The organism is Xanthomonas bonasiae, from assembly GCF_017163705.1.
Lineage (GTDB): Bacteria > Pseudomonadota > Gammaproteobacteria > Xanthomonadales > Xanthomonadaceae > Xanthomonas_A > Xanthomonas_A bonasiae.
Genome location: NZ_JAFIWB010000015.1, coordinates 1 through 25,609 on the forward strand (window position 1 = coordinate 1; position 25,609 = coordinate 25,609).

General features: G+C 65.7%; 13 protein-coding genes. 12 read left to right on the top strand and 1 reads right to left on the bottom strand.

Annotation, left to right across the window (positions count from 1 at the left end; genetic code table 11):
* The 5 genes from JR064_RS13540 to JR064_RS13580 form a co-directional block, all read left to right on the top strand.
* A partial coding sequence (locus JR064_RS13540) for a hypothetical protein (RefSeq protein ID WP_206230051.1) occupies positions 1 to 626 on the top strand: 626 nt, incomplete at its 5' end.
* A gap of 44 nt (positions 627 to 670) precedes the next feature.
* Positions 671 to 5,062, top strand: a complete 4,392-nt coding sequence (locus JR064_RS13545; RefSeq protein WP_206230052.1) for a Tle-like phospholipase domain-containing protein — start codon at positions 671 to 673, stop codon at positions 5,060 to 5,062.
* The gene (locus tag JR064_RS23240) at positions 5,025 to 9,083 is read left to right on the top strand and encodes a putative Ig domain-containing protein (RefSeq protein ID WP_277420382.1); all 4,059 of its coding nucleotides are present in this window, start codon (positions 5,025 to 5,027) and stop codon (positions 9,081 to 9,083) included. The genes JR064_RS13545 and JR064_RS23240 overlap by 38 nt, the downstream gene beginning before the upstream one ends.
* Before the next feature lie 278 nt (positions 9,084 to 9,361).
* On the top strand, positions 9,362 to 9,694 hold the full coding sequence (locus JR064_RS13575) for a SymE family type I addiction module toxin (protein WP_241093053.1): 333 nt from the start codon (positions 9,362 to 9,364) through the stop codon (positions 9,692 to 9,694).
* A 304-nt stretch (positions 9,695 to 9,998) separates the two neighbouring features.
* Positions 9,999 to 10,430 carry a gas vesicle protein gene (locus tag JR064_RS13580; RefSeq protein ID WP_179567592.1) on the top strand — a complete coding sequence of 144 codons (432 nt, stop codon included), beginning with the start codon at positions 9,999 to 10,001 and terminating at the stop codon, positions 10,428 to 10,430.
* A gap of 52 nt (positions 10,431 to 10,482) precedes the next feature.
* On the opposite strand, the gene JR064_RS23320 is transcribed toward JR064_RS13580, so the two are convergent.
* A complete protein-coding gene (locus JR064_RS23320; protein WP_206230103.1) occupies positions 10,483 to 11,955 on the bottom strand; it encodes a GGDEF domain-containing protein in 1,473 nt (490 codons plus the stop codon).
* 96 nt (positions 11,956 to 12,051) lie between these two features.
* On the opposite strand from JR064_RS23320, the gene JR064_RS23400 reads away from it, so the two are divergent.
* The 7 genes from JR064_RS23400 (at position 12,052) to JR064_RS13620 (ending at position 25,392) form a co-directional block, all read left to right on the top strand.
* A complete protein-coding gene (locus tag JR064_RS23400) occupies positions 12,052 to 12,540 on the top strand; it encodes a TA system antitoxin ParD family protein (RefSeq protein WP_206230053.1) in 489 nt (162 codons plus the stop codon).
* Between the two features lie 323 nt (positions 12,541 to 12,863).
* Complete coding sequence (locus tag JR064_RS13595; protein WP_241093054.1) at positions 12,864 to 16,256, top strand: GH92 family glycosyl hydrolase; 3,393 nt, start codon at positions 12,864 to 12,866, stop codon at positions 16,254 to 16,256.
* Positions 16,257 to 16,552: 296 nt separating this feature from the next.
* The gene (locus tag JR064_RS13600; RefSeq protein ID WP_206230054.1) at positions 16,553 to 19,654 is read left to right on the top strand and encodes a TonB-dependent receptor; all 3,102 of its coding nucleotides are present in this window, start codon (positions 16,553 to 16,555) and stop codon (positions 19,652 to 19,654) included.
* 134 nt (positions 19,655 to 19,788) lie between these two features.
* Positions 19,789 to 22,233 (top strand): GH92 family glycosyl hydrolase, encoded by a 2,445-nt coding sequence (locus JR064_RS13605; RefSeq protein WP_206230055.1) that lies wholly within the window; start codon positions 19,789 to 19,791, stop codon positions 22,231 to 22,233.
* 75 nt (positions 22,234 to 22,308) lie between these two features.
* A complete protein-coding gene (locus tag JR064_RS13610; RefSeq protein WP_241093055.1) occupies positions 22,309 to 23,466 on the top strand; it encodes a LacI family DNA-binding transcriptional regulator in 1,158 nt (385 codons plus the stop codon).
* Between the two features lie 185 nt (positions 23,467 to 23,651).
* On the top strand, positions 23,652 to 24,095 hold the full coding sequence (locus JR064_RS13615; protein WP_206230056.1) for a DUF2231 domain-containing protein: 444 nt from the start codon (positions 23,652 to 23,654) through the stop codon (positions 24,093 to 24,095).
* The gene (locus tag JR064_RS13620) at positions 24,088 to 25,392 is read left to right on the top strand and encodes a PQQ-dependent sugar dehydrogenase (protein ID WP_206230057.1); all 1,305 of its coding nucleotides are present in this window, start codon (positions 24,088 to 24,090) and stop codon (positions 25,390 to 25,392) included. The genes JR064_RS13615 and JR064_RS13620 overlap by 8 nt, the downstream gene beginning before the upstream one ends.
* Positions 25,393 to 25,609 lie beyond the last annotated feature (217 nt).

Here is a 25,609-nt window from a genome sequence, read left to right on the forward strand (position 1 = left end):
TGATTGAAAAACGAAATTCTGATTGTACGAAGCAATGGGGAGGGCTCATGAGTAATTCAAACATGCGTGTCATTCGTCCGGCTCTTTTCTGCTTCCTTCTCGCGATGCTGGCAGGTTGTGGTCGGGTGAGCCTCACGTGGAAGGAGGAAGTTCGCCTGTCCGATGGGCAGTTGATCACCATTGATCGAACAGCCAAGGGCCACATTCAACGTGAAATCGGCGGTCCGACAGGCTGGGAGCCAACAGAAGTAACACTGCAAGTACAGTCCGTCGTTGATAGCGCAAAGGCGCCGCCCACATGGCGCTCCAATCTGGTTCCGATCGTTCTGGACTATGACGTGGCGACGTCAACGTGGGTTGTGGTGGCTACATATATCTACTGCGGCACCTGGCATAAGGCTGGGAAGCCGTCGTCCTTGTATGTCGAGTACATCTCCACCAATGGCGGCGACTGGCGAGTCGTTCCGCTGGAATCCAGTCGAATCGGACAGGCATCTAATCTCCTCGTCAGCATCCGCCATACCGGAGAGCCTGCTTTGATTCGGGAGGCGGAAAAGGAAGTGCGGAGACGCAGAGCCTCGAATATATATAAGGCGATTACGCCGACCTCAAAGAATAATTGCTAGTGCGATATGTGACCTGGAATTGCAAATAATCTTAAGGACTAGATATGGCAGACAAATTTGACTACGCATTTTTGGCAAACCGGGTCTACGATCGCCCACTCGTGAATCGTATCCCCTTGTCGCGGGGATGGGACGAGAAGGCATGGTACGACGACAACGCGATCACTGGATTTTCCGCTGGTGTATACCAGCGGGGCAGCGAGATTGTGATTTCGTTCACGGGTTCCAATGAGGCCCTGATCGACGACTTTGCCGTGGCCAACATACCGACCGGCCTTGGTGCAAGCTCGCCGCAGGTATTGCAGGCGATGGTCCTGGTGATGAAGGTCATGGCGCAGAACCCGGGAGCACAGATCAGCTTTACGGGACATTCGCTCGGCGGCGGTCTGGCATCCATGATGAGTGTCTTCTTTGACTTGCCATCCACGACTTTCGACGCCGCACCGTTCCAAGCCACCGCGGTCAATAAAGCGCAGGTTGAATTAATTCATGCGCAGCTTGCTGCGATAGGATACTTAAATAGCGAGTTTGATGCCTATGTACAATCCGTGCTTCCAGAATTCGTTGCGCGGGAATCACAGGTAACCAGCTACTACCTTGAGGGCGAGATTCTGGAGTTGATCCGCTTTCCGGGGACGGTTATAGAAGGCAATGCGATGCCGGTAATAAGCATCGGCACACCTTCAATTCTCGACGGTACAAGTTTTCTCGCGAGCCTGAGTCCTCGTGCTGAACTCCACTCGATGACGCTGTTGCAGGCAGCGATGTACTCCGAAGACTTCCGGCTCGGAATGGCCCAGCAGCGCTTGGCGCTTGCGGAGTTCATCGATCCTTCGCTTTATGGGAATAGTCCAGATCAAGATCTGCCTAATTTCATGGCGCAACTTATGATTCGTCACTTGGCCGAAATGAAGGCTGGCAGTCCGTTGGCGCGGCTGGATTCTATCGGCCAAGACCTGCAGCGCATCGGTACCGCAGGAACCGCATCCGAGACGACTCTCAACAAGGGCATCATCGATGCACTTGCCGAATACTACTTTTTTCAGCAAGACGCGGTTAGCGCAGGCCTAGTGGAGAACGTCAGTGGTGGCATCTCTCTAGACATGTCGCGCTTCTCCCAAGATGGAGATGAACGGGGGAGAAATCGTCTTTCCAGAGCACTCTGGGATTTCCTCAAAGATGACGGCAGCGCCTCTCCCTTGCTTAGCGGGATGGGGAAGCTGGTGATCGAAAACGGTCTCGGCGGCCTTTCCTACGACGGTGATGGCAGCAACGAACTTGTGATCGGTGGAAAAGAGAGCGACACGCTTAGAGGAGGCGCGGGCGATGACTACATTTATGGCCTGGAGGGTAACGATAATCTAGAAGGTGGCGCAGGACATGATTTCCTGGCAGGTGGGATTGGCGACGACAACTATCATTTCTGGAGTGGCGATACAACGGAAATTACCCTGGATCGCATCGCCGATTCGGACGGGATGGGACATATCTGGTTTGATGGTAGCGTCATCACGGTTGGGCAACGGACTTCGGAAGTTTCCTGGCTGGACAGTACAGGCAAGCTCCAGTTGACCTTTCTGGACAGTGGCAACGGCCGCGGCACCTTGGTCATCGACGTGATTGCAACGCATGGCAGCATCCGGGTCCAGGACTGGGCTCAGGGTGATCTGAGTTTGAGCCTGGGCGGTCAAGTCCCCGTCGTTGATGGATCACAACTGACCGGCGAGGATGATCTTTTCGGTAGCAATGGCAATAACGTTGGCGCCGACACTATCAAAGCATTGGGCGGCAATGATGGCCTTGAAGGCGGTGCAGGCGACGACCACCTCGATGGTGGTGCCGGTAATGACCTAATTCTCGGCGGCACGGGTAATGGCGTACTGATTGGTGGCGAAGGTAACGACTACATCTACGATGGATACGAGCAGGCGAGCTTCAGCGAGCTCGACACGACGCCCGATCCTGATACGGGTAAGAGCGAACAAGACGAGTTCTACGAACGCGTGAACGGGCTGGGTGCAGCGGTTCTCGATCATGGCAAGGCCTGGTACATCGCAGATTTGATTTATGCGCCTGGCTGGACCGAGCTGGACCCGAACGCCACACCGAGCGGAGACGACATGATCGATGCCGGCGGCGGCAACGACACGGTGGTGGCGGGCGACGGTAATGACATCATTCGCGGTGGAAGCGGAAACGACCGCCTGACGGGTGGCTACGACAATGACGTAATCTTCGGTGAGGCCGATGACGACACCATCAGTGGCGACTATCCGGATGCGGCAGGCGCCGGGAACTCTATAGGGTGGCGTTCGTCCGACCAGGCGCATCACAACGGCAACGACGTGATAGACGGCGGTGCCGGCAATGACAGCATTAGCGGCAATGGTGGCAACGACGTACTGTCCGGGGGCGACGACAATGACCGGATCTGGGGCCGAGGCATGGCAGGTGCTGCCGACAGCGACGATGCCGACAGTGACTACATCGACGGTGGCGCTGGTGACGACATTCTGACCGGCGATGACGGCGACGACGTCATTATCGGCGGCATAGGCAACGACAACATCTGGGGAGACAATAGCCAGGCCGGCACGCGTCACGGCAACGACAGCATCGATGCCGGAGCAGGCAATGACTTCGTCAGCGGTGGCGGAGGCGATGACATGATCGAGGGCGGCGCCGGCTCCGATACCTTGACAGGCGATTCTCGGGACATCGACGGATCTGCGCATGGACGCGATCTGATCCACGGCGGCGCCGACAACGACATCATCGATGGCGGGGGCGGGGACGATGCACTGTATGGCGACGATGGGGACGACCAGATCGTTGGTGACGTGGCTTCCGACGGGACACTTGCCGCTACCTACCACGGCAACGACTATCTGGATGGTGGAGCCGGAAACGACCTGCTGATCGGCAATGGTGGAAACGATCAGTTGTCCGGTGGGACGGGTGATGACGAATTGCAGGGTGGGGACGGCGACGATCTGCTCGATGGAGGTGCCGGCAAGGACGTTCTCCACGGTGAGGCCGGCGACGACACGCTCAGTGGCGGCGACGACGACGACAAGCTATACGGTGGTGCTGGCGATGACCGCCTCAGCGGCGGCACTGGCGTGGATACGCTCGCAGGCGGGGACGGCAAGGATATCCTTGATGGCGGTGATGGCAACGACATCCTCGATGGCGAGGCTGGCAACGACACGATCTATGGCGGCGCTGGCGACGACACTATTGATGCTGACGACGGCGAGGATACGGTCTATGCCGGTGTCGGCAATGACAGCATCTATGCAGGGGCCGGGAACGACGTCATCCATGCCGAAGGCGGAAACGATATCGTCACCGCTGCGGAGGGAGACGATCAGGTCTACGGCGGCGCCGGCAGCGATACGCTCCATGGTAGTGCAGGCAACGACGCGCTGTATGGCGAAGATGGCGACGACTATCTGATCGGTGGTGCGGGCAACGACACCCTGATCGGTGGAGCAGGTCTGAATCGCTACTACTTCGACCGTCAATTCGGCCAGGACGTTGTCCAACTAACAATCGGTAGCCAGGACCAGATCTACCTGCAGCAGGGAATCGCGGCCGATGAGGTTACCTTCACCCGTGACCAGAACGACTTGGTCTTGGCCATGGCCGACGGCAGCAGCCTGCGCGTGGCAGGCTATTTCGCCACCGGCACCGCCGCATGGATCCAACTGGGCGACGGTTCCTGGATCAGTCGTGAATTGATCGACTCGGGCGTCTACTACGGTACCGTCACTGGCGGAAGCGGCGCTGGTGAAAACCTGCAGGGCACGGACGGCGACGATCGCCTGTACGGCCTGGGCGGCGACGACACGATCGATGGCCAGGGCGGAAACGACTTGATCGACGGTGGCCAGGGCAACGATACCCTGTCGGATGGGCAGGGCAACGACTTCGTTTATGGCGGCGCCGGAAACGACGTCATCAATCTCGTCCATAACGGGGGAGGGAACGGTTCGGATGTCATCGACGGCGGTGCCGGCGACGATACCTACAACATCGCCTGGGGCTCAGGTTACGATGTGATCGGCAAACTGGACGCCGCCAATGCCGGTAGCGACACCATCAATCTGGTTGGCATCAGCCAGAACATGGTGATGAACTACCAGGTCGACGGCAACGACCTGATGATCTTCATCTCCGGAAGCGTCGGCAGTCCGGGTGCAACCGCCGACAACATGGTCGTGCTGGAGGGCTTCCTCGCCAACGGCGGCCATCGCGTCCGTTTCGCGGAAGGAACCGAGCTCTCGGCTGCCGACTTCCAGCAGCGATCGTGGACGGGGACTTCGGGAAACGATACTTATGTCGGAACTTCTGCGCCAGACGTCATCAACGGACTAGGGGGCAACGACACCCGGGATGGACGGAAACGACAGCATCTACGGCGGCGAGGGTGACGATGTACTCGACGGTGGCTCGGGCAACGACATACTGTACGGGGACGATGGCAATGACATCGTTCGCGGTGGTGACGGCGACGATCGTCTCTACATGGGGTTTAGGGGCAACTATGTCGATCGCTATATCGGCGGAAACGGCAATGACGCCTATTACCTAAACCACAACTACACTTCGTCTGCATCCCCGCCGACCACGCAGAGCAGCAATATCGAGGAAGAGGCTGGTGGTGGTATCGATACGCTCTATACCAACTTCTACAATTCCACGCTTGGTGCGAATGTCGAGAATCTGGTCTATACCCCTGCCAATTTCTGGTACCCGAATTCGCCCAGCCAATTGAGCGGCAACGCACTCGACAATGTCATCCAGATCATCAGGACATCCAGTGCAACTCAGATGCCGGACCTGAGCTTCCGGCTGGATGGCAAGGGCGGCAAGGACACCTTGATGGGCAGTTCCAGCAAGGATACTTATGTCGTCGACAGTGCTGACGACGTCATCGTCGAGCAGCAGACGGACTACGACTCGATCGACACCGTCGAGGCGAGCCTGGATTACTCGATCGAAACCCGCCTAGACCTGGAGAATGTCCGGCTCACAGGCGCGGCCGTGTCGGCGATCGGCAACAGCGACGACAACTTACTGGAGGGTCACATCGCTACCGGAATCAACCAGCTGTCCGGTCTTGGAGGAAACGATACCTACCTGGTCACCCGGAAGGACGTGGTGATCGAGTCGGCAGGCGGCGGCAATGACACAGTGGTCATCGCCGCCTGGGACGAGACGACCAGCATGGACATGTGGGTATCGGTGTCGGACTACGCCAACGTGGAGAACCTCACGCTGTACACCGTCTACGGCGACGGCGTCAGGCTGCTCGGCAATCTGAGCGGAGACGATGGCGGAAACGTGCTGAAGGGCAATATGTTCAGCAACGAGGTGCGCGGAGGAGGGGGTAATGACGTCATTTGGGGAGACTACAAGAACCCACTCGACAGCCAGGCTGCGAGTTCGTCCTATAGAGATATCCTCTATGGAGAGGGAGGAGACGACACGATCATGTCCTCCGTTTATGGCGCGGATCTATATGGCGGAGCTGGCAACGACATCCTGATCGGCATCGGCGGCGCCTACCTCAACGGAAGCTACACCAGGTCCTATGGATGGAGCGACCGATTCTTCTACGATGTGGGGGGCGGAACCGATAGGATCCGGTCCTGGAACGGCAGCACCGACGATTTCGACCAAGTCATCTTCGGTGAGGGCGTCAACCCGGACGATGTCGTCTGGTCGCAGGACGGCACCAGCCTCGTCATCCAGGTCGGCAGCGATCCGAACGACCGCCTGATCGTAGAGAACTACTGGCGGGAGAGTGCGCCGGGGCAGTACACGTTGATTCAACCGATCGACGAATTCGTGTTTGCAGACGGCACCGTCCGGCGGGGCGACCTTAGCCAGCTGCCGTACGACAACAATCCGCCGGTGGCGAACTGGTTCCAGCTTCCATCCACGGTGCGCGCCGGAGAAGCATTCGAATTCGCACTGCCCGTTGGTGCCTTCACCGACGATGCCGACGACACACTGACCTATTCGCTCAGCGGCCCGACCTGGATGAGCATCGATCCGGTCACCGGCACGATCAGCGGGACGCCGCCGCAGAACGCCGAGCAGGTCTCGTTGACGATCACCGCGACAGATCGATTCGGCGAATCCGCATCCACCTATGGGAGCTTCAAGGTGATCGTGGTTATGCTTGGCACCGAGGGCGACGATGTCATCACCGGCACCGCGCGCGGCGAGGAGTTGTATGGCCTAGCGGGCAATGATCGTCTCGCTGGCGGCGGAGGCACGAATGTCATGTACGGGGGTAAGGGCGACGACACCTACGTTTTGACGGAGTCCAGCTACGACAGCATCGTGGAGCTGGCCGATGAGGGCTTCGATACCGTCGAGAGCAGCTTGTACACGTACACCACCGCCGAGAGCATCGAGCGGGTCGTCATGGTCGAGGGTAGTTCGGCGTATCTCGTGTACGGCGCCAGCGGCTCCCAGGAGCTGATCGGCAATTCCGCTGCCAACTACCTCAATGGCGGCACGGGTGCCGATCGCATGGCCGGCGGCGCGGGCGACGACGTGTACGTCGTCGACGATGCCGACGATGTCGTCGTCGAGGGGGCAGGCGAGGGCGAGGACGGAATCCTGGCCAGCCTGACATGGACGCTGTCAGCCAATGTGGAGAAGGGGAGCCTGACAGAGGGCGTGGACTTGGGGCTGACCGGCAACGACTTGGCCAATACTCTCTATGGAAACGACTCGAATAACGCGCTTGATGGTGGCCTTGGCGCGGACTCCCTGTACGGCTACGGCGGCGATGACACCTACTACGTCGATACGGACGCCGACAGCATCGTTGAGGATGAGGGCCAGGGTATCGATATCGTCGTGCGTGGTTTCGGTAGCCAGTACGTCCTGGCCGAAAATGTCGAGAACCTGCGCCTGACGGGTAGTGCCGGCCAGGGTAATGGCAATGCGCTGGATAATCTCATCGAGGGTAGTGCCGCCGATAACACGTTACTAGGACTGGACGGTGCCGACGAACTGCGCGGCATGGCCGGCAACGATACGCTTTGGGGCGGCAATGGCGACGACCTGCTGGTGGGCGGCGAGGGTGACGACATGTATGTCGTCGATACCACGACTGGCAGCGACCGGATCGACAATACCGGCGGCGGCACGGACCGGCTGATTTTCGAGAATGGCGTCACCACTTCGCAGCTGGGCTTCACCCGCGACGGGAACGATTTGGTTGTTACGGTCAACGACAATGCCAACCAACGCGTCACGGTCATCGACCACTTCCTGGGTGGCGATATGGCCCTGGACTATCTGCAGCCTGCCAGCGGCTCGGTCCTGGATACAGCGGCGATCAATGCCTTGGTCAGCAACAATGGAGGTGGAGGCGAAAACGGCGGCGGCGGTACGCCAGTGACGGGTAATGACTCCGACTATCCATCGCAGAACACCGGCACCGCCGCCGGCGAGCAAATCGTCGGCAGCAGCGGGCGTGATCTGATCAAGGGTCTGGGCGGAGCCGACACACTGTTCGGCATGGGAGCCGACGACAAGCTCGACGGCGGCGACGGCGACGACTATCTCTCGGGCGGCAATGGCAGTTTCAGCGGTTCGGGCAACGACATCCTGGTTGGCGGTGCCGGCGATGACCAGCTGGTGGGTGAGGATGGTGCCGACATGTTGTTCGGTGGCACGGGCAACGACACCTACTTCTACGCCGCCGGATCAGGCGTGGATACCATCGACAACACCGGCGGCGGCACCGATTGGCTGTACTTCGATGGAATAGACCGCTCCCGCCTGACCTACCACCGCGACGGCGACGATCTGGTCGTGCGTGTGGACGGCGACGCGGGACAGCAGATGCGTGTGCTTGGTCACTTCCTTGGCGGCGAACGTGCGGTTGCCTATGTACAACCCGGTGATGGTGGCTACGCAATTTCGGCCGACACCATCGCTGGTCAGCTGATGCCGCTAGGCTCATCCAGCCGCAGTGTGGCCGCGGCCTCGCTGACTACTATGCCGGCGTTGGACACGTTCATCTTGGGCGATGACGAGGCGAGCAACCTTGCACAAGCCGTAGCGGCTTTCGCCATCGGTGTGCCGACTCTGTACGGGCCGAGGATGATTGCAGCCACCGCGGCGCCAACGGCGGCTCCACAGCAAGGGATCACTCTGCTGCCGCGGGCCAGTGCTGGCGTCATAGGGCTAGGTTCTGGCAAATCTGAGTCGCCGATTGCGCCTTCGGCTCCGGCTGGTGTGGTCCAGCAGCCGCGTGCTGAATTGCACCAGCTTGTCGAAAGCTTGGCCAGCTTCGCCGGCCAAAGCGTGCTGCCGCCGGCCAACGGCATCGGGTTTGACGAATCTGGTATCGCCACCAGGATGTCGGCCTGGCGGATATCACACGCAAGCCCTGGTCTGCGCTCGCGTCAGATGCAACTGTGAGAGCGGGACGGAGGGCAGTAGTTACTTACTGCCCTCTTGGTTCCACCCCGGTCATGCTTGGGGCCAACGCAGATAGCGATCTTGGCACCATTCCTTCGTTCGAGTGCGGATGCAGCGTCGATGGCGAACAACCGAAAGGGTTAGGACGAGAATGCTTCACTGGCAGCCAACTTTGATTGGTCCAGGGGATGGCGGACTCCACTACACGAGGAGAGCGTCATGCTCCGTAACGCCACTGTCCCCCTGCCGAAGCGCGACCGTGCTGGCTCAAGCTCCCCTTGGACGCAATTGCCGCCGAGCCGCTGCCTGGCGCATCGGCGCCGCCGTTGTGCCCCGAGGCCGACAAGGTCGTCACGCCCAGACGCTCGATCCCGCGCCGGCCCACGCAATGCACCATCGGCTATCGCTACTACGATGTGGACCGCAATGGCATGCGGGTCGGGCGGCCGGTGCCGAGCTTGCGCTTGCATGGCTTGTGGCTGGAAGGCATCGGCTTCGCGGTGGGCGGCAAGGTGCGCATCACGATGGCCAATGGCGCCCTGCTGATCACGGCCGTGCCTGACGTGCGGCCCACGATCCAGAAGAAGCGTTCGCGCAAGTCGTCGCCTTAGGCGTGCCGCCCGCGGCCGCAGAGGTGTGCGGCCGCTTGGGTGTTTGGTGGGGTCGGCCGAATCGCGGTCAGATTTGGCTGGCGGGGAGTACACGCCCGTCGTGTAGTGCCACAGACGGAATTCCGTGGCACTTCACACCCGGCGCTTCCGCGTTCGCAGCCGCGAACACCCCATTGCCGCGATCGGGAGGCGCCTGAACACGCCCGCCCGCACGATGAGAAGGCGTCGTCATGCGGGCGCCGGCGGATCTGTATACCCTCAAGGCACCATGGGATTGCCGTGGCGACTCGAAGGGAGAGGACACATGTCACAACACGAAGAACAATCGACCGCGGCGCTGGATACCGATGCGCTGCTCGCCGCGGCGCACCATCCCGACTACCTGCTGCAGGATCTGGTGGCGATCGCGAACCTGGGCGTGCAGATCGGGCTGACGCTGACGGTGGGCGGCAGCACCATCTCCGGCATGCTGATCGGCGGCAAGGAGTTCATGCAGCGGCTGACCGAGTCGATCACCGAGGTGGCGCCCGACGAGCTGGTCGCGCCGCTGCAGGAGCGCTTCCAGCCCTATCGCGACATCTACGAGCAGAGCGAGCTGAAGCCGGCCACCTTCGTCCATCTCGCCGATGCGCGGGTGGTGGCGACGGGCGGCGAGTTTCCGGTCAACGGTTGTCTGTGGCGGGGGCGGATCAGCCAGGTCTCCGGCTTCAGCATCGGCGTGATGTCCAGCGTCTGAGGCGGTCCAGCGGCACGGCAAGACCCCGCTTCGGCGGGGTTTTTTTTGCCCGCTACATGGAAAATTGGTCTCTGCCCGCCTGTTTCGCCCGGTACAGCGCGGCGTCGGCCATGCCGACCAGTTCCGCGGCGGTCCAGCGCTGATCCTCCATGTGCACGCTTGCCACGCCGATGCTCACCGTCACCCGCGCGTCGGTCGGGCTGGACGCGTGCGGCAGGTCCAGGTCGCGCACCGCGGCGCGCACCTGCTGCGCCAGCGTCTGCGCGCCCGCGGCGTCGGTGAACGGCAGGATCACCGCGAATTCCTCGCCGCCGTAGCGCGCGGCGATGTCGTGCGGCCGCTGCGCGCAGGCGGCCAGGGCCTGTCCCACGTGCCGCAGGCAGGCGTCGCCGTTCACGTGTCCGTAGGTGTCGTTGTAGAGCTTGAAGTGGTCCACGTCGATCATCAGCAGCGAAATGCTGGAGTGCAGGACTTCGCTCTGCTGCAGCGCGCCGCGCAACTTGTAGTCGAAGCCGCGCCGGTTGTAGATGCCGGTGAGCGTGTCGCTCCAGGCTTCCGTGCTCAGCTTGGTCTCGCTGGCCTGCATGCGCCGCAGTTGCTGGTCCAGCCAGAGGCCGAGGCCGACGAACAGCGCGCACGCGATCACGGCGATGCACGAGCGCCGCACGGCCACCGCGCGCCAGGGCGCAAGCACTTCGTCGGTGGACACGCCGATCAGCACCCAGAACGGATAGCGCTGGACAGGGGCGAATCCGGAGATCCGCTCCACTCCGTCGATGGGCGACACGGCGGCGATGGAGCCGCGGCGCAGTGCCTGCATGGTCCGATGGAAGGGCGTGCCGGCGATGCTGCCGCCGCTTCGGCCGATGTCTCCGGGGGAGCGGGAGACGACAGTGCCGTCGTCGCCGACGATCGCGATCGATCCGTCGTGTCCGATGTCGAACAGGCGGTGGAAGCGGGCGAAATAGTCGACGGAGATGCCGACCAGCACGATGCCGGCGAAGGAGCCGTCGGGCTTGTCGATGCGCCGGGTCAGCGGGACGATCCAGGCGCCATCGGCCGGGCTGCGGATCGGCCCGCTCAGCAGCGCCAGGCGGTCGCCGTGGTGCCGATGGTGTGCGAAGTAGGCCGGTTCGGAACCGTTGCGGTGCTTCGCGTCTGCAGGGAGCGAGGAATTCACCGGGTGCCCGTGCGCGTCGTAGACGACGATGACATGCACCCGGTCGGAGCGGTCGACCTCTTCGCGCATGGAGTCGCGCAGGGCGTCCGGCGCCAGAAGGCCGCTCTCGACGCCGGCGACGACGCCTGTCAGCACCGTCTCGGCGATGGCGAACGAATCGCTGGTGTGCTGGGCGAGGGAACTGGCCAGGTTCAGCGCATTGGTCCGTGCGGTCTGCAACGCCGTGTTCCTGGCGTCGCGCAGCGACGAGTACTCCGAACCGGCCAGCACCGCCCACGCGGCGGTGACGAACAGGTACAGCGCCACGCGCTGGGCCAGGTTTCTGCGGCGCTTGCCTTTGGTCATGCCCGCCGCCCCCTCGCGGCGCGTCTCTCGACTCCCCTGGCGATTATCGGCAGCGGAGCCCCGGGCTGAACCACCAGGGCGGCGCGACGGGCACGCATGCCGCCAGGCGCGTGGCCGCCGTGGGCGCGTTGGCGTCAACTCACCGCCCGCCGTTGGAGCGAACATTTGAAGGACGACGCGTTTTCGCCAAGGGCGGTCGTTAGCTGGCAGGTGAAACCTAAATGCGTCACGCGTACGCATGTTCCGGCGGTCCGCAGGCGCATCGTCGACATCGTCGACGCGCGGCACGGCCCACTGCGCCGCGCCTGCACGCTGCGCAGCCGCTCGCTCGATGCGCAGGCCGGCTTCTGGATCGGGATCGGCATGCTGTGCGAGCGAAGCGCATCTGGCGCGCATACCGGACGCGATCACCGAGGTGCGCGCCACCTGCCGCAGGACGCTTCGCCGCGCGTTGCCGATGCCATCCCGGGCGGCGGCCGCGGTGCCCGAAGGGATGGCGGCGTAGCGAACGCGAGGACGTGTCGCGACCTGCGCAAGAGCGCTGCGCGTCGACGCGCGTTGGACGTGGCGTTGGGCCACGGATGAGGTCATGGCTGTTGCGCAGCAGCATGCAACCCCGAAACGGGCGTGTTACATCTACCCGCGTTGGATCGATCCAAAGCCGTCGATGCATTGCATCCTGGGGAAGACGGCGAGTGGGGGATCGCGTGCCACGCGTCTGCTGATGGTCGCTGACGGATCCGCATGCACATGCGGCCGCGGCGATGCGTCGGCGCCGACGTTGCGCGCGGTCCATCGGGTCGATCCGGTCCACGTTGCGTTCTCGCATCGCGCGCCGTTGTCACTGCGGTTGCGTGCCGCCATGCGCGCCGCGGGTGCCACCGACCGACACTTCCTGGGAGCCTGCCATGACGTTCCGCCCGCCCTTCGCGCACCTGCCTGATGCTTCGCGCCGGTGGCTGGCGTCCGTCGTTGCGGCGGCGTTGCTGCTGGCAGGCAGCGGCGCGGCGTGCGCGCACGACAGCGGCTTCGCCTCCTCGTTCGAGCGCGGCGAACCCGCGCCGGCGCCGGCCGCGCAACCTGGCCAGCAGGGCGTGCAGGTCGCTGTCGGCAACGGCCCCGCGCATCCCTACGCGGCCAAGGCCGGCATGGGCTACACCGGGTTGCACGCGTTGCGCTATCGCGCCGCTGCGGCCGGGCGCGCGTCGCTGTTCGCGGTCGATGTTGCGGTGGAGCCGGACACGGTGCTGTCGTGGATGGTGCTGCCGGAAATCGTGGACGGCGACACGGTGGCCTCGACCGGTGTGGCGGTGGATCTGCTGTTCGACGATGGGCGCCGGTTGTCGGAGCTGGGCGTGGAGGATCAGCACGGTGCGCTGGTCAGCGCACAGGGGCAGGCGGCGTCGCAAACGCTGTATCCGCAGCAGTGGGCGCTCAAGCAGGTGCGGCTGGGCGAGGTGGCGGCCCTGCGCGGCAGGCGCATCCGTGCCATCGAGTTGCAGGTGCAGCCTGGCGCCGGCAAGGTGGCGTCGGGCTGGATCGACGATGTCGCGTTGCGCCGCGAGGCAGCGCCGCAGGCGGCGCGACGGCCGAGCGACGAAGTGGTGACCACGCGCGGCACGCAGTCGAACGGCACGTTCTCGCGCGGCAACAACATTCCCGCCACGGCGATGCCGCATGGCTTCAATTTCTGGGTGCCGGCGACCGATGCTGGTTCGCTCGGCTGGCTGTACCGCTGGAACGAGCAGAACGGCGAAGACAACCGGCCGCGGCTGCAGGCGCTGTCGATCAGCCACGAACCCAGTCCATGGATGGGCGATCGGCAGACCTTCCAGGTGATGCCCTCGTCCACGCGCGGAGTGCCGGAGGCGGACCGCGGCAAGCGCGCGTTGTCGTTCGGTCACGACCACGAAGAGGCGCGCCCGCATCTGTACCGGGTGGACTTCGACAACGGTATCCGCGCCGAACTGGCGCCGAGCGAGCGGGCGGCGATCTTCCGCTTCCGCTTTCCGCGCGGTGGCGACGCCAATCTGCTGTTCGACAACGTCGATACGCGCGGTGGCCTGACCCTGGACGCGGCGACGCAGACGCTGCGCGGCTACTCCGACACGCGCAGCGGGCTGTCCAACGGCGCCACGCGCCTGTTCGTGTATGCGCGCTTCGACCGTCCGTGGATCGCCAGCGGCAAGATCGCCACGGGACGGCCCACCGGCTACGTGAAGTTCGCGCCGGGCGCCGAGCGCGAAGTGGTGATGCGCATCGCCACCTCGCTGATCTCGGTGGAACAGGCGCAGCGCAATCTGCAGCAGGAGATCGGCGACGCCGGGTTCGACGTGGTGCGGGAGCGCGCGCAGGACGCGTGGGACGCGGTGCTGGGACGGGTGCAGGTGCAGGGCGCCAGCCACGATCAGCGGGTCACGCTGTACTCCAATCTGTACCGCCTGTTCCTGTATCCGAACATCGCCCACGAGAATGTCGGCGATGCGGCGCATCCGGATTGGCGGCATGCCGACCAGAACACGTGGTCCAAGGACAGTGCCGGCGGCGACGCCGAGCGCAGCTCCGCGCCGGTGGCGCCGGGCAAGGTCTACGTCAACAACGGCTTCTGGGACACCTTCCGCACCAGTTGGCCGGCCTACGCGCTGTTCGCGCCGGAGCAGGCCGGGGCGATGATCGACGGCTTCCTGCAGCAGTACCGCGACGGCGGCTGGGTGGCGCGCTGGTCCTCGCCCGGCTACGCGGACCTGATGGTCGGCACCAGCTCCGACGTGGCCTTCGCCGACGCCTGGCTGAAGGGCGTGCGCGGATTCGACGCGCACGCCACCTATGCCGCGGCGCTGCGCAATGCCACGGTGGTGCCGCCGGTGGCGAACGTCGGCCGCAAGGGGCTGGCCCGCTCGATGTACCGCGGCTACGCCGCCAACGACGTTCACGAAGGGCTGTCGTGGACGCTGGAGGGCGCGCTCAACGATTTCGGCCTGGCGCAGATGGCGCAGGCGCTGGCCGCCGAGGAACAGGATCCGCAGCAAGCGCAGCGCTATCGCGAAGAAGCCGAGTATTTTCAGGCGCGTGCCACCGACTACGTGGCGCTGTTCGATCCCGCGACGCGCTTCTTCCGCGGGCGCACGCCCGCCGGCCAGTGGGGCGTGCCGGCGTCGGGCTTCGATCCGCGCATGTGGGGCGGCGACTACACCGAGGCCAATGCCTGGACCTTCGCCTTCACCACCCCGCACGATGCCGCCGGCCTGGCCGGGCTGCTGGGCGGCGAGGATGCCTTGGCGACGCGGCTGGACGCCCTCTTCGCCACGCCGGAGACGGCGGACCCGCAGTTCGCCGGCAGCTACGGCGGCGTCATCCACGAGATGACCGAGGCGCGCGACGTGCGCATGGGCATGTACGCCCACAGCAACCAGCCGGCGCACCACATTCCGTGGATGTACGTGGCGGCGGGGCAGCCGTGGAAGACGCAACGCATCACCCGCGAGGTGTTGCGCCGGCTGTACCTGGGCAGCGAGATCGGCCAGGGCTATCCCGGCGACGAGGACAACGGCGAGATGTCGGCGTGGTACCTGTTCGCGATGCTCGGGTTGTATCCGCTGCGCATGGGCGCGCCGGAGTATGTGATCGGCTCGCCCGCGTTCCCACGGGCGGAGGTCGATCTCGGCAACGGCCGCAAGCTGGTGGTGATCGCACGCAACAACAGTGCGCGCAACGTGTACGTGCAATCGCTCACGCTCAACGGCAAGCCGTGGGATAAGGCCTGGCTGCGCCATCAGGACATCGCCGACGGCGCCACGCTGGAGTTCGTGATGGGCGAGACGCCGTCGCGCTGGGGCAGCGGCGCCGCTGCGCTGCCGCCGTCGCTGACCCCGCCCGGCAGCGCGCCGCGCGGCCTGCAGGACGTGGCGTCGCAGGCGGTGGCAGTGTCGTTGAATGGACAACCCAAGGCCGCCGCATTGATCGACGACCACGCGACGACGGCGCTGTCGCTGCCGGCCGGCGCCAGCGTCGACCTGCGCCTGGCGACACCGACGCGCGCCACGCACTACACGCTGACCAACGCCGACAGCGCATTGTCCGGCCTGTCCTGGACGCTGGAAGGGCGCAATGGCGACGGTGCCTGGACCATGCTGGACCAGCGGCGCGCGCAGGCGTTCGCCTGGGCGCGGCAATTGCGGCCGTTCCGCATCGCCCACCCCGGCGCCTACGCTGCGTACCGTTTGCGCCTGGAGGCGGGCGAGGGCGTGGCGCTGGCCGAGATCGAACTGTTGCGGCCGGTGGCCCGGCAGGCCGCGCCATGAAGCGGCGACAGCGCAGCGCGTGCGACGTCCGTCGCCCGCTGCAGGAGAACGCAATCCGCTAGACCGGTGGCGCGATAGCGGGCTCGCCGGAAAGTGCCGAGGTAGCTGGTTTTTCACGTGATTGGGACGATCCAATCCGGTTTGTGCAGGACAGGAGGAAAAAAACGCAAGGCCGGCTCGCCGCAGTGACGCCGGATGTTTTCCTGCCGCGACGCGCGCACGTTCCGCTCGGTCTTTGGATCGATTGAAACCCGTCGTCGCCGCAGCCGATCAATCTTTGGGAGAGGATGATTGAAATGAACCGCATGCCACACGTACGCCACCGCAGCACCTTGTCTGTGGGGATCGCCATCGCCTTGTGCGCGAGCGCCGCCTCCACCACCGCCTTCGCTCAGCAGGCCGACAGCACGCCAGCGCCCTCGGGCCAGGCCGAACTGCAGGCCAAGGATCTGGACGCGGTCACGGTGACCGGCTACCGCTACGCGATCGAGAAAAGCCTGGAGCAGAAGCGCAACGCCAACGCCGTGGTGGACGTGATCACCGCCGAGGACGTCGGCAAGTTCCCCGACAAGAACGTGGCCGATGCGTTGCAGCGTGTGCCCGGCGTGGTCATCAGCCGCGATGGCGGCGAGGGCAAGAACGTCAGCGTGCGCGGCCTGTCCTCGGAGCTGGTGCTGACCGAGTTGAACGGCAACTACATCGCCACCGCCGAGTCCAACGGCGACCCGACGCGCTCGTTCAACTACACGCTGTTGCCATCGAACCTGCTGGGCAGCGCGGAGTTGTACAAGACGCCGGAAGCGCGCATCGACGAAGGCGGCATCGGCGGCACGGTGATCCTGCAGACGCGGCGGCCGCTGGAGCTGGAACCCCATTCCGGCTTCGTTTCGGTCGAGGGCACCTGGGCCGATACCAGCAAGAAGACCGACGGCCAGTTTTCCGGTTCGTACTCGTGGCACGACAAGGACAACCGCTTCGGCGTGTTCGTCGGCTACACGCAGCAGAAGCGCACGGCGCGCACCCTGGACGCCAGCACCGAGGACTGGCAGTGGTACGGCCGCGACGAAGTCGGCCCGGCCGTGGACGTGAACGGCAATCCGTCGGCGTTCAACTCCAACTGGTGGGGCGGCACCGGCTTCTGGGACCAGAACGGCAATTACCGCACCGGCTTCATGATGCCGACCGCGGTCAGCCTGGACGTCAAGCAGGAGGAGCGCGAGCGCAAGGGCGGCCAGCTGACCTTCCAGTTCAAGCCGACCGACGACCTGACCCTGACCGCGAACTACTTCCGCTTCGATCTCTCGCAGAACTCGCAGACCAACACCGTCAAGATTCCCGAGTGGAACATCGCGCGCTACTACGGCGACGGCAACTGGCGCGGCGGCCGCCTGCTCGACGGGCTGCACCTCGATCCCAGCGGCACCATCGTCACCGGCGCCGACTACAGCCTGCATCCGGGCAAGGCGTACTACTGCAGCGAAGCCCAGGCCGCGGCGGCCGGCCTGCCGCCGGGCGGCTGGGGCTCGGACGACTGCACCGTGCCGACGCCGCAGATCACCGGCAGCTACAACATCGAAAAATCGCTGTCGCAGACGGTGGACCTAGGCGGCGAGTGGCGCGGCGAGAGCGTGGACGTGTCCTTCAAGGCCGGCCGCACCTGGGCCAAGGGCGGGCCGGAGCTGCAGTTCTCCCTGCCGATCAAGCCGCGCCTGCAGAACCCCGACGGCAGCTGGACCAACGGCAACTTCGCCAGCGCCTGGGACCTGACCGGCACCCCGACCATGACGTTCTCGCCGGAGCTGATGCAGAACCTGCGCGACGGGATCCTGCAGGTCGATCTGGGTTCGACCGGCTCGTCCTGGACCCGTAACACCAACCAGCAGAAGTACGCGCAGATCGACACCACCTGGCATCTCGACGGCGAGGTCTTCGATTCGCTGCAGTTCGGCCTCAAGCGCCGCGACGGCGGCATCCACCGCAACACCGGCAACAACTACTGGGTGTGTCCGGGCACCGACCCGGGCGACTACGACAACCGCTACTGGAACGGGCGCTGCAACGCCATCGCCACGCAGTTCTCGCCGGACCTGCTGTATGCGATGGACAACTTCCCCGGCGGGGTGAAGGCCAGTGCGTTTCCGGCGATCAACTTCCCGGGCTATATCGGCTACTTGAACAACACCTACGGCGCGATGCAGACCCGCAGCGAAGACAACTTCGTCTACAACGTCGACGAGAAGATCTATTCCACCTACCTGCAACTCAACTTCCACACCGAGCGCCTGCGCGGCAACGTGGGCGTGCGGGTGGCGCGCACCGGCCAGCACGCCGATTCCACCGACAAGGTAACCGCCTACAACGACTACTTCTTCGACGGCGCCGACGGCAATCCGCTGGCCTGCCAGCAGGGCGCCGCCATGCCCACCGGCGCCCCGGCCGACACCTACTGCGGTACCGAAGGCTACTGGCGGCTGTCGGACAGCGAGCAACGCAACGAGTCGTTCGTCATCAGCGGCCTGGACCGCAATTACACCGACGTGCTGCCGAGCTTCAACCTGGCCTACGACCTGACCGAGAACCTGCTGTTGCGCGCGGCGGCGTCGAAGGTGATTGCGCGGCCCAGCTACACCGACATCGCCGCGCCGGGCAGCCTGGAGTACTACAGCCCCGAGTACGTGGCCGACCGGCGCCTGACCGGCGGCGCCAGCGAGCAGGGCTGGTACGGCTCGGGCAGCAACAAGAACCTGGAGCCGTACAAGGCCAACCAGTTCGACCTGGGGCTGGAGTGGTACTTCCAGCCGGGCTCGGTGGCGGGTGTGGGACTGTTCCGCAAGAACGTCGAGAACTTCGCGGTCGGCGTGATCAGCGACGTGAGCATGATGGTCGACGGGCAGATGGTCACCGTGCAGAACTACAGCACCCAGGCCGGCGGCCAGGATGCGGTCTCGCAAGGCGTGGAGCTGTACGCGCAGCACACGCTGGCATCCGGCCTCGGCGTACAGTTCAACTACACCTACAACGATGCCAGCAAGGCGGCGGTGCGGCTGGAGGATGGGACCGAGGTCGGCAAGACCTCCATGCCCGGCAGCGCCAAGAACCAGACCAACCTCACCGTGTTCTACGAGACCGACCGCCTGCTGCTGCGCGCCTCGTACAACCGTCGCGGCGAACTGGTGCAGGGCCTGGTCAACGGGCTGAATATCTACGAGGAGCCGTACTACCAGATCGATCTGAACGCGGCCTACAACATCACGCCGGCGCTCAGCCTCTCCGCGTCGGTGCTGAACCTGACCAAGCAGGAGACGCGCCAGCACCTGGGCGATGACACCCGCGATCGTTTCTATACCGGCGGCTACGCCGGCCGGCTGGCGTATCTGGGGCTGACCTACAAGTTCTAGGCGCGCCCCTGGTGTCCGGGCCCACGCGGCGCTCCCGTTCGGCGGGAGGCCGCGCGGGCCTGACGCCGTTTTTCGTTGCAGGCCACGACCGTTCCCGTCGCGCGGGGCGGTCGCTCACCACAGGACCACACCGCATGACGCTTCCCCCGCTGCCCTCCCTGCTCCGCACGCTCGCCCTGTCCTTGTTGCTGACCGCGCCGGCGCTGGCGGCCGCGCCACGGCCCAGCGCCGAGGTCAACACCTTCATCGGCAGCAAGGACGACGGCAACACCTTTCCCGGCGCGTCCGCACCGTTCGGGATGATCCAGGTCAGCCCGATCGGCGCGCACTACGCCGGCTGGCGCTACGACGATCCGCAGATCCGCGGCTTCGGCCATTCCTTCCTCTCCGGCGCCGGCTGTTGGGAACAGGGCGGGCAGGTCTCGGTGCTGCCGGTGACCGGGCGCATCGGCCCGGGCGGCGAGTTCGAGACGGCCGATCCGAAGGCGTTCGACCACGCGCGCTACGGTGCGCGCTACCAGCACGATGGCGAGCGTGGCCAGGCCGGCTACTACAAGGTGCGGTTGACCGATTACGGCGGCATCGATGCCGAAGCCACCGCGCTGACCCGGGCGGCGGCCGAACGCTACACCTTTGCGACCTCGGGCGAGGGCCATGTGCTGGTCAACATCGGCCAGGCCAACGCCCGCCATGTCGTCACCGGCAGCACCCTGAGCGTGGTCGGCGACCGCGTGGTGGAAGGCAAGCTGGTGACCGACAGCTTCTGCGGCGGCCACCAGTACACGACCTGGTTCCGCCTGGAGTTCGATCGTCCGTTCAAGGCCTTCGGCACCTGGGGCGAGGCCGGCGGCGTGACGGGGTCGCGCCATGTCATGGAAGGCGAGGGCAAGCCGAGCGGCGCCTGGCTGACCTTCGACCTGGGCAAGGACCGCGCGGTCACCGCCATCTCGGCGATCTCGCACGTCGATGCCGAGGGCGCGCGCAACAACCTGCGCAGCGAGGGCATGGCCAATGGCCGCCTGCTCGGCTTCGATGCCATGCGCACCCGCGCACAGCGGACGTGGGACAAGGAGCTTGCCAGCGTGCGCGTGCGCGGCGGTAGCGGCGACGACCGCGTGGTGTTCTACACGGCGCTGTATCACGCGCTGCTGCAGCCGCTGACCGGCAGCGATGCCGATGGCCGTTACCGCGGCTACGACGACCTCATCCACCGCGCCGACGGCTGGACCTACCACGAGTATTTCTCGCTGTGGGATACCTACCGCTCGCAGAACCAGTTGCTGGCCCTGCTGCGGCCGCAGCGGGCCGCCGACATCGCACGCTCGCTCCTGGCGATCGATGAGCAGGGGGGCTGGCTGCCGCGCTGGGGCTATGCCAACTTCGAGAGCAACGTCATGACCGGCGATCCGGTCACGCCGTTCCTGGTCGACCTGTGGCGCTTCGGCGCGCTGCAGGGGCGCGAGGCCGAGGCCTACGCCGCGCTGCGCCGCAACGCGTTCGAGATGCCGCCGTTGAACTCGCGACATGCCGGCCGTTCCGGCAATGCCAATTACCTGGCGCACGGCTTCGTGCAGTACGACCGCGCGTTCCCGTCCAAGGGCATGGATGTCGATCCGCACCACGGCGGCTCGGCGACGCTGGAGTACGCGCTGGCCGACTGCGCGCTGTCGACGATGGCCGGCGCGCTGGGTCACGCCGAGGACGCCGCGGTGCTGAACCGCCGCGGGCGCAACTGGCGCACGCTGTGGGACCCGACGGTGCGCGATGCGCAGACCGGTTTCAGCGGCTTCCCGCGGCCGCGCACCGAGGACGGTGCGTGGTACACGCCGTCGGATGGCCATTACGACCCGCGCTCGCAGCACGGCTTCCATGAAGGCACCGCCTGGCAGTACCAGTGGCTGGCGCAGCAGGACGTGCCGGGCCTGGTGCAGGCGATGCACGGACCGGAGCAGGCCGCGCGGCGCCTGGACGCGTTCTTCGCCTACGACGCGCTGCTGGCCGATCCGGCCGGCGCCGCGCGCAAGGAATGGGTGGTGGGGCCGTACAGCTACTACAGCCAGTTCCGCTACAACCCCAACAACGAACCCGATCTGCACGCGCCGTGGATGTACACGTTGATCGGCCAGCCATGGAAGACCAGCACCGTGCTGCATGCGGCGCAGACGCTGTTCACCAATGCGCCGAATGGCGTCACCGGCAACGACGACCTGGGCACGATGTCGGCGTGGTACCTGTTCAGCGCCATGGGCCTGTATCCGGCGGTGCCCGGCACCGGGCAGTTCCTGCTGCATGCGCCGCGCTTCTCGCGCATCGAGCTGGACGTGGGGCCGGGCCGCACGCTGCGCATCGACGCGCCGCAGGCCGGTGACGGCGCGCTGCGCTATATCCGCGGCGTGACCCTGGACGGACGCACGCAGGCGCCGGTCTGGCTGGACTGGGCGCAGCTGCGCCAGGGCGGCCGCTTGCGCTTCGAGCTGAGCGAGGCGCCGCAGCCGCAGGGCTGGGGCACGCGCCCGCAGGACCTGCCGCTGTCGCCCTGTGCCGCCGAGCCCGCTGCGGCGGGCATGACCTTGCGCTGAGTCCGCACACGACACCGGCAGCGACGCGCAGCCGATGGTTTACGCTGCGCGTCTCGTCAGAAGGGGATCGATCCGATGCGCCAGAAGCGTCCGCCCCGTGCCGCATCCATACGCGCGTCCAAGGCCGTCCTGCCCACGCCGGCACCGGCGCCGGACGCGGTGGATGGCACGGGGAAGGCCGGGCCGGCCGCCGCGGGACGCGACCGCCAGCGCGTGGTGACCGTCACCGACATCGCCGATGCGGTCGGCGTCTCGCGCGCGACCGTGTCGCTGGTGCTGCGCGGCAGCCCGCTGGTCCATGCCGACACGCGCGCGCGGGTGGAAGCGGAGCTGAAGCGGCAGCGCTACGTCTACAACCGCGGCGCGGCCAATCTGCGCCGGCGCACTTCGACCAGCGTGGCGCTGGTCATCAACGACCTGGCCAATCCGTTCTTCGCCGAGTTCGCGGCCGGCGTGGACGAGGCGCTGGGCGAGCAGGGCTACGTGACCCTGCTAGGCAGCACCGGCGAGTCGCCCGCGCGGCAGCAGGCGGTGCTGGGCTCGCTGATGGAGCACACGCCGGCGGGCGTGATCCTGTCGCCGGCCGAGGGCAGCGACGCCGCCGAGCTGCACACGGTGCTGGACGCGCGCGCGAACGTGCTGCTGTTCAACCGCGAACTCGCCGGCGCCGACGACTGGGGCTTCCTCGGCCTGGACAACCAGCGCGGCGCGCAACTGGCGACCGAGCACCTGATCGCACTCGGCCACCATCGCATCGCCTTCTACGGTGGCCATGCCGCGTCCAGTTCGTGCCGCCAGCGCCGCGCCGGCCACGCGCAGGCGATGCGCAGCGCCGGGTTGCCGGTCGACCCGGCCTGGTTGATCGAGTCGGCGCCCAACCGCCTGGAAGCGGCCGCGCGCCACGGCGAGCTGTTCGCCGTCGCGGCGCCACCGACGGCGGCGGTCTGCTACAACGACACGGTCGCGCTGGGCCTGATGCTGGGCCTGCTGGCGCGCGGCATCCGGCCCGGCCAGGACTTCGCCGTCACCGGCTTCGACGACATTCCCGAAGCCGCGGTGAGCACGCCGGCGCTGACCACGCTCGCCGCGCAGCCGCGCGCGCGCGGCCGGCAAGCGGCGCAGCTGGTGCTCGCGCAACTGGACGACCGCGCCGCGCCGCGCAGGACGATCGCGCCGGTGAGCCTGTCGGTGCGCGAAAGCAGCGGAGCGCCGATCGCTGCCGCGCTCGCGTAGCGCTGCGATCGCGGGTGCGGCCGAAGCGGCGAGTCCGGACGACACGACCGAGCACGCCGTTCCATCGCGACACCCTCTAGACAGAGACGGGCAGATAGTGGAACGCACCACCACCGCGGAGCGTTCCGCGGTTTCGTGGTGAGCGGGCGATTCGCCCCATTCCTCCCTTCGTCGAGAGCCGTCTCATGCATCTGCAGACTGCAGCGCGCCGTTCCGTGGTGGCCAACGCCCTCTACGGCCTGCTCAACCCCATCCCGTTCGGCTGCTTCGTCGCCGCGCTGATCTTCGACATCGTCTATGCCCGCAGCGGCGTGATCCTGTGGACCAAGGCGGCGGCCTGGCTGATCGCGATCGGCCTGGTCATCGCAATCGTGCCGCGCCTGATCAATCTGACCCAGGTCTGGATCACCGCGCGACGTTCCGCGCTGCCGGGGGAACGGCTCGACTTCTGGTTGAACCTGCTCGCCATCGTCGCCGCCATCTTCAATTCCTTCGTGCACAGCCGCGATGCGTATGCGGTGGTCCCCGCGGGTCTCTGGCTTTCGATCGCCACGGTCGCGCTGCTGGCGATCGGGCATGTGCTCATCGCCATCCGCACGACGCCACGCGAGGGTCACGTCCATGGCTAAGCGCCTCTGCACGTCCGCCTTCGCCCTGAGCTGCGCAATGGCCCTGGCCGCCTGCAGCGGCAAGGCCACGCTCGAACCGACCCAGCAGGCGGGCAACGCGCCGCCGTTGCCGGAAGCCCGCAACTTCCTGCTGCCGCCGATGCGGGTTCCCGAGGGTGTGGGCTGGAAGGAGGGGCAGGCGCCCACGGTGGCGGCGGGCCTGAAGATCGAGAAGATCGCCGGCGGCCTGAAGCATCCGCGCCAGCTGTACGTGCTGCCCAACGGCGACGTGCTGGTGGTGGAGGCCAACTCGCCGGGCATGGAGCCGGTCACCACGCCCAAGCAGCTGATCGCCAGCCTGATCCAGAGCCGCTCCGGCAAGAGCGCCAAGGGGGGCAACCGCATCACCCTGCTGCGCAGGACAGCGGACGGCAAGTGGGAGCAGCATGCGTTCCTGAAGGGGCTGCACTCGCCGTTCGGCGTGCAGCTGATCGGCGATGCGCTGTACGTCGCCAACACCGACAGCATCATGAAGTTCCCCTACGTCGCCGGCCAGACCGAGATCACCGCGGCCGGCACGCTGTTCGCCGATCTCCCCGGCACGATCGAGCACCATTGGACCAAGGCGCTGCTGGCCAGCCCCGACGGCCGCAAGCTGTACGTCGGCGTGGGCTCCAACAGCAACATCGGCGAGAACGGGCTGGACGTGGAGTACCGCCGCGCGGCCGTACTGGAAGTGGATGTCGCCTCGGCCAGCAGCCGCATCTTCGCCTCCGGCATCCGCAATCCGACCGGACTGCAGTGGGAGCCGCACACCGGCGCGCTGTGGGCGATCGCCAACGAGCGCGACGAGATCGGTGCCGACCTGGTGCCCGACTACCTGACCTCGGTGCAGGACGGCGGATTCTACGGCTGGCCGTACAGCTATTACGGGCAGAACGTGGATGTGCGGGTCAAGGATCAGCGCCCGGACCTGGTGGCCAAGGCGATCAAGCCGGACTACGCGCTGGGCTCGCATGTGGCCGCGCTGGGCCTGTGGTTTTCCCGCGGCGAGACGCTGCCCGCGAAGTACCGCGAAGGCGCGTTCGTGGCCGAGCACGGCAGCTGGAACCGCTCGCCGCTCAGCGGCTACCAGGTGGTCTACGTGCCGTTCCAGCAGGGTCGGCCGGCCGGTCCGCCGCAGACCGTGGTCAGCGGCTTCCACTCGCAGGACCAGTCGCAGCTGTTCGGCGCCCCGGTCGGCCTGGCGCAGGACAAGGACGGCGCGCTGCTGATTGCCGACGACGTCGGCAACAGCGTCTGGCGGGTGAGTTTCTGATCGAGCGCAGACCCGCGCCGCCCACCTGTACATGGGCGGCGCGAGTCTGCGCGCGATGCGGCGCTTGGCGCGGGCCACGCCGGCCGCTGCCGACTTTGAGGCGGCAGGAACGCAACCGTCGGGCGTGCCTACGCGCGCCTGTGCGCCACATCGAGATGGACGCTGTTCCCCCCGCTTTTGCGGCTGGTCTGCGCGTCTGTGACGCACCTTCGGCGTA

What these genes read in the sequence shown, in the direction of transcription:
- JR064_RS13545 (WP_206230052.1), top strand. Translation starts at nt 671, where the DNA reads ATGGCAGACAAATTTGACTACGCATTTTTGGCAAACCGGGTCTACGAT.
- JR064_RS23240 (WP_277420382.1), top strand. Translation starts at nt 5,025, where the DNA reads ATGGACGGAAACGACAGCATCTACGGCGGCGAGGGTGACGATGTACTC.
- JR064_RS13580 (WP_179567592.1), top strand. Translation starts at nt 9,999, where the DNA reads ATGTCACAACACGAAGAACAATCGACCGCGGCGCTGGATACCGATGCG.
- JR064_RS23320 (WP_206230103.1), bottom strand. Translation starts at nt 11,955, where the DNA reads ATGACCAAAGGCAAGCGCCGCAGAAACCTGGCCCAGCGCGTGGCGCTG.
- JR064_RS23400 (WP_206230053.1), top strand. Translation starts at nt 12,052, where the DNA reads ATGCCGCCAGGCGCGTGGCCGCCGTGGGCGCGTTGGCGTCAACTCACC.
- JR064_RS13595 (WP_241093054.1), top strand. Translation starts at nt 12,864, where the DNA reads ATGACGTTCCGCCCGCCCTTCGCGCACCTGCCTGATGCTTCGCGCCGG.
- JR064_RS13600 (WP_206230054.1), top strand. Translation starts at nt 16,553, where the DNA reads ATGAACCGCATGCCACACGTACGCCACCGCAGCACCTTGTCTGTGGGG.
- JR064_RS13605 (WP_206230055.1), top strand. Translation starts at nt 19,789, where the DNA reads ATGACGCTTCCCCCGCTGCCCTCCCTGCTCCGCACGCTCGCCCTGTCC.
- JR064_RS13610 (WP_241093055.1), top strand. Translation starts at nt 22,309, where the DNA reads ATGCGCCAGAAGCGTCCGCCCCGTGCCGCATCCATACGCGCGTCCAAG.
- JR064_RS13615 (WP_206230056.1), top strand. Translation starts at nt 23,652, where the DNA reads ATGCATCTGCAGACTGCAGCGCGCCGTTCCGTGGTGGCCAACGCCCTC.
- JR064_RS13620 (WP_206230057.1), top strand. Translation starts at nt 24,088, where the DNA reads ATGGCTAAGCGCCTCTGCACGTCCGCCTTCGCCCTGAGCTGCGCAATG.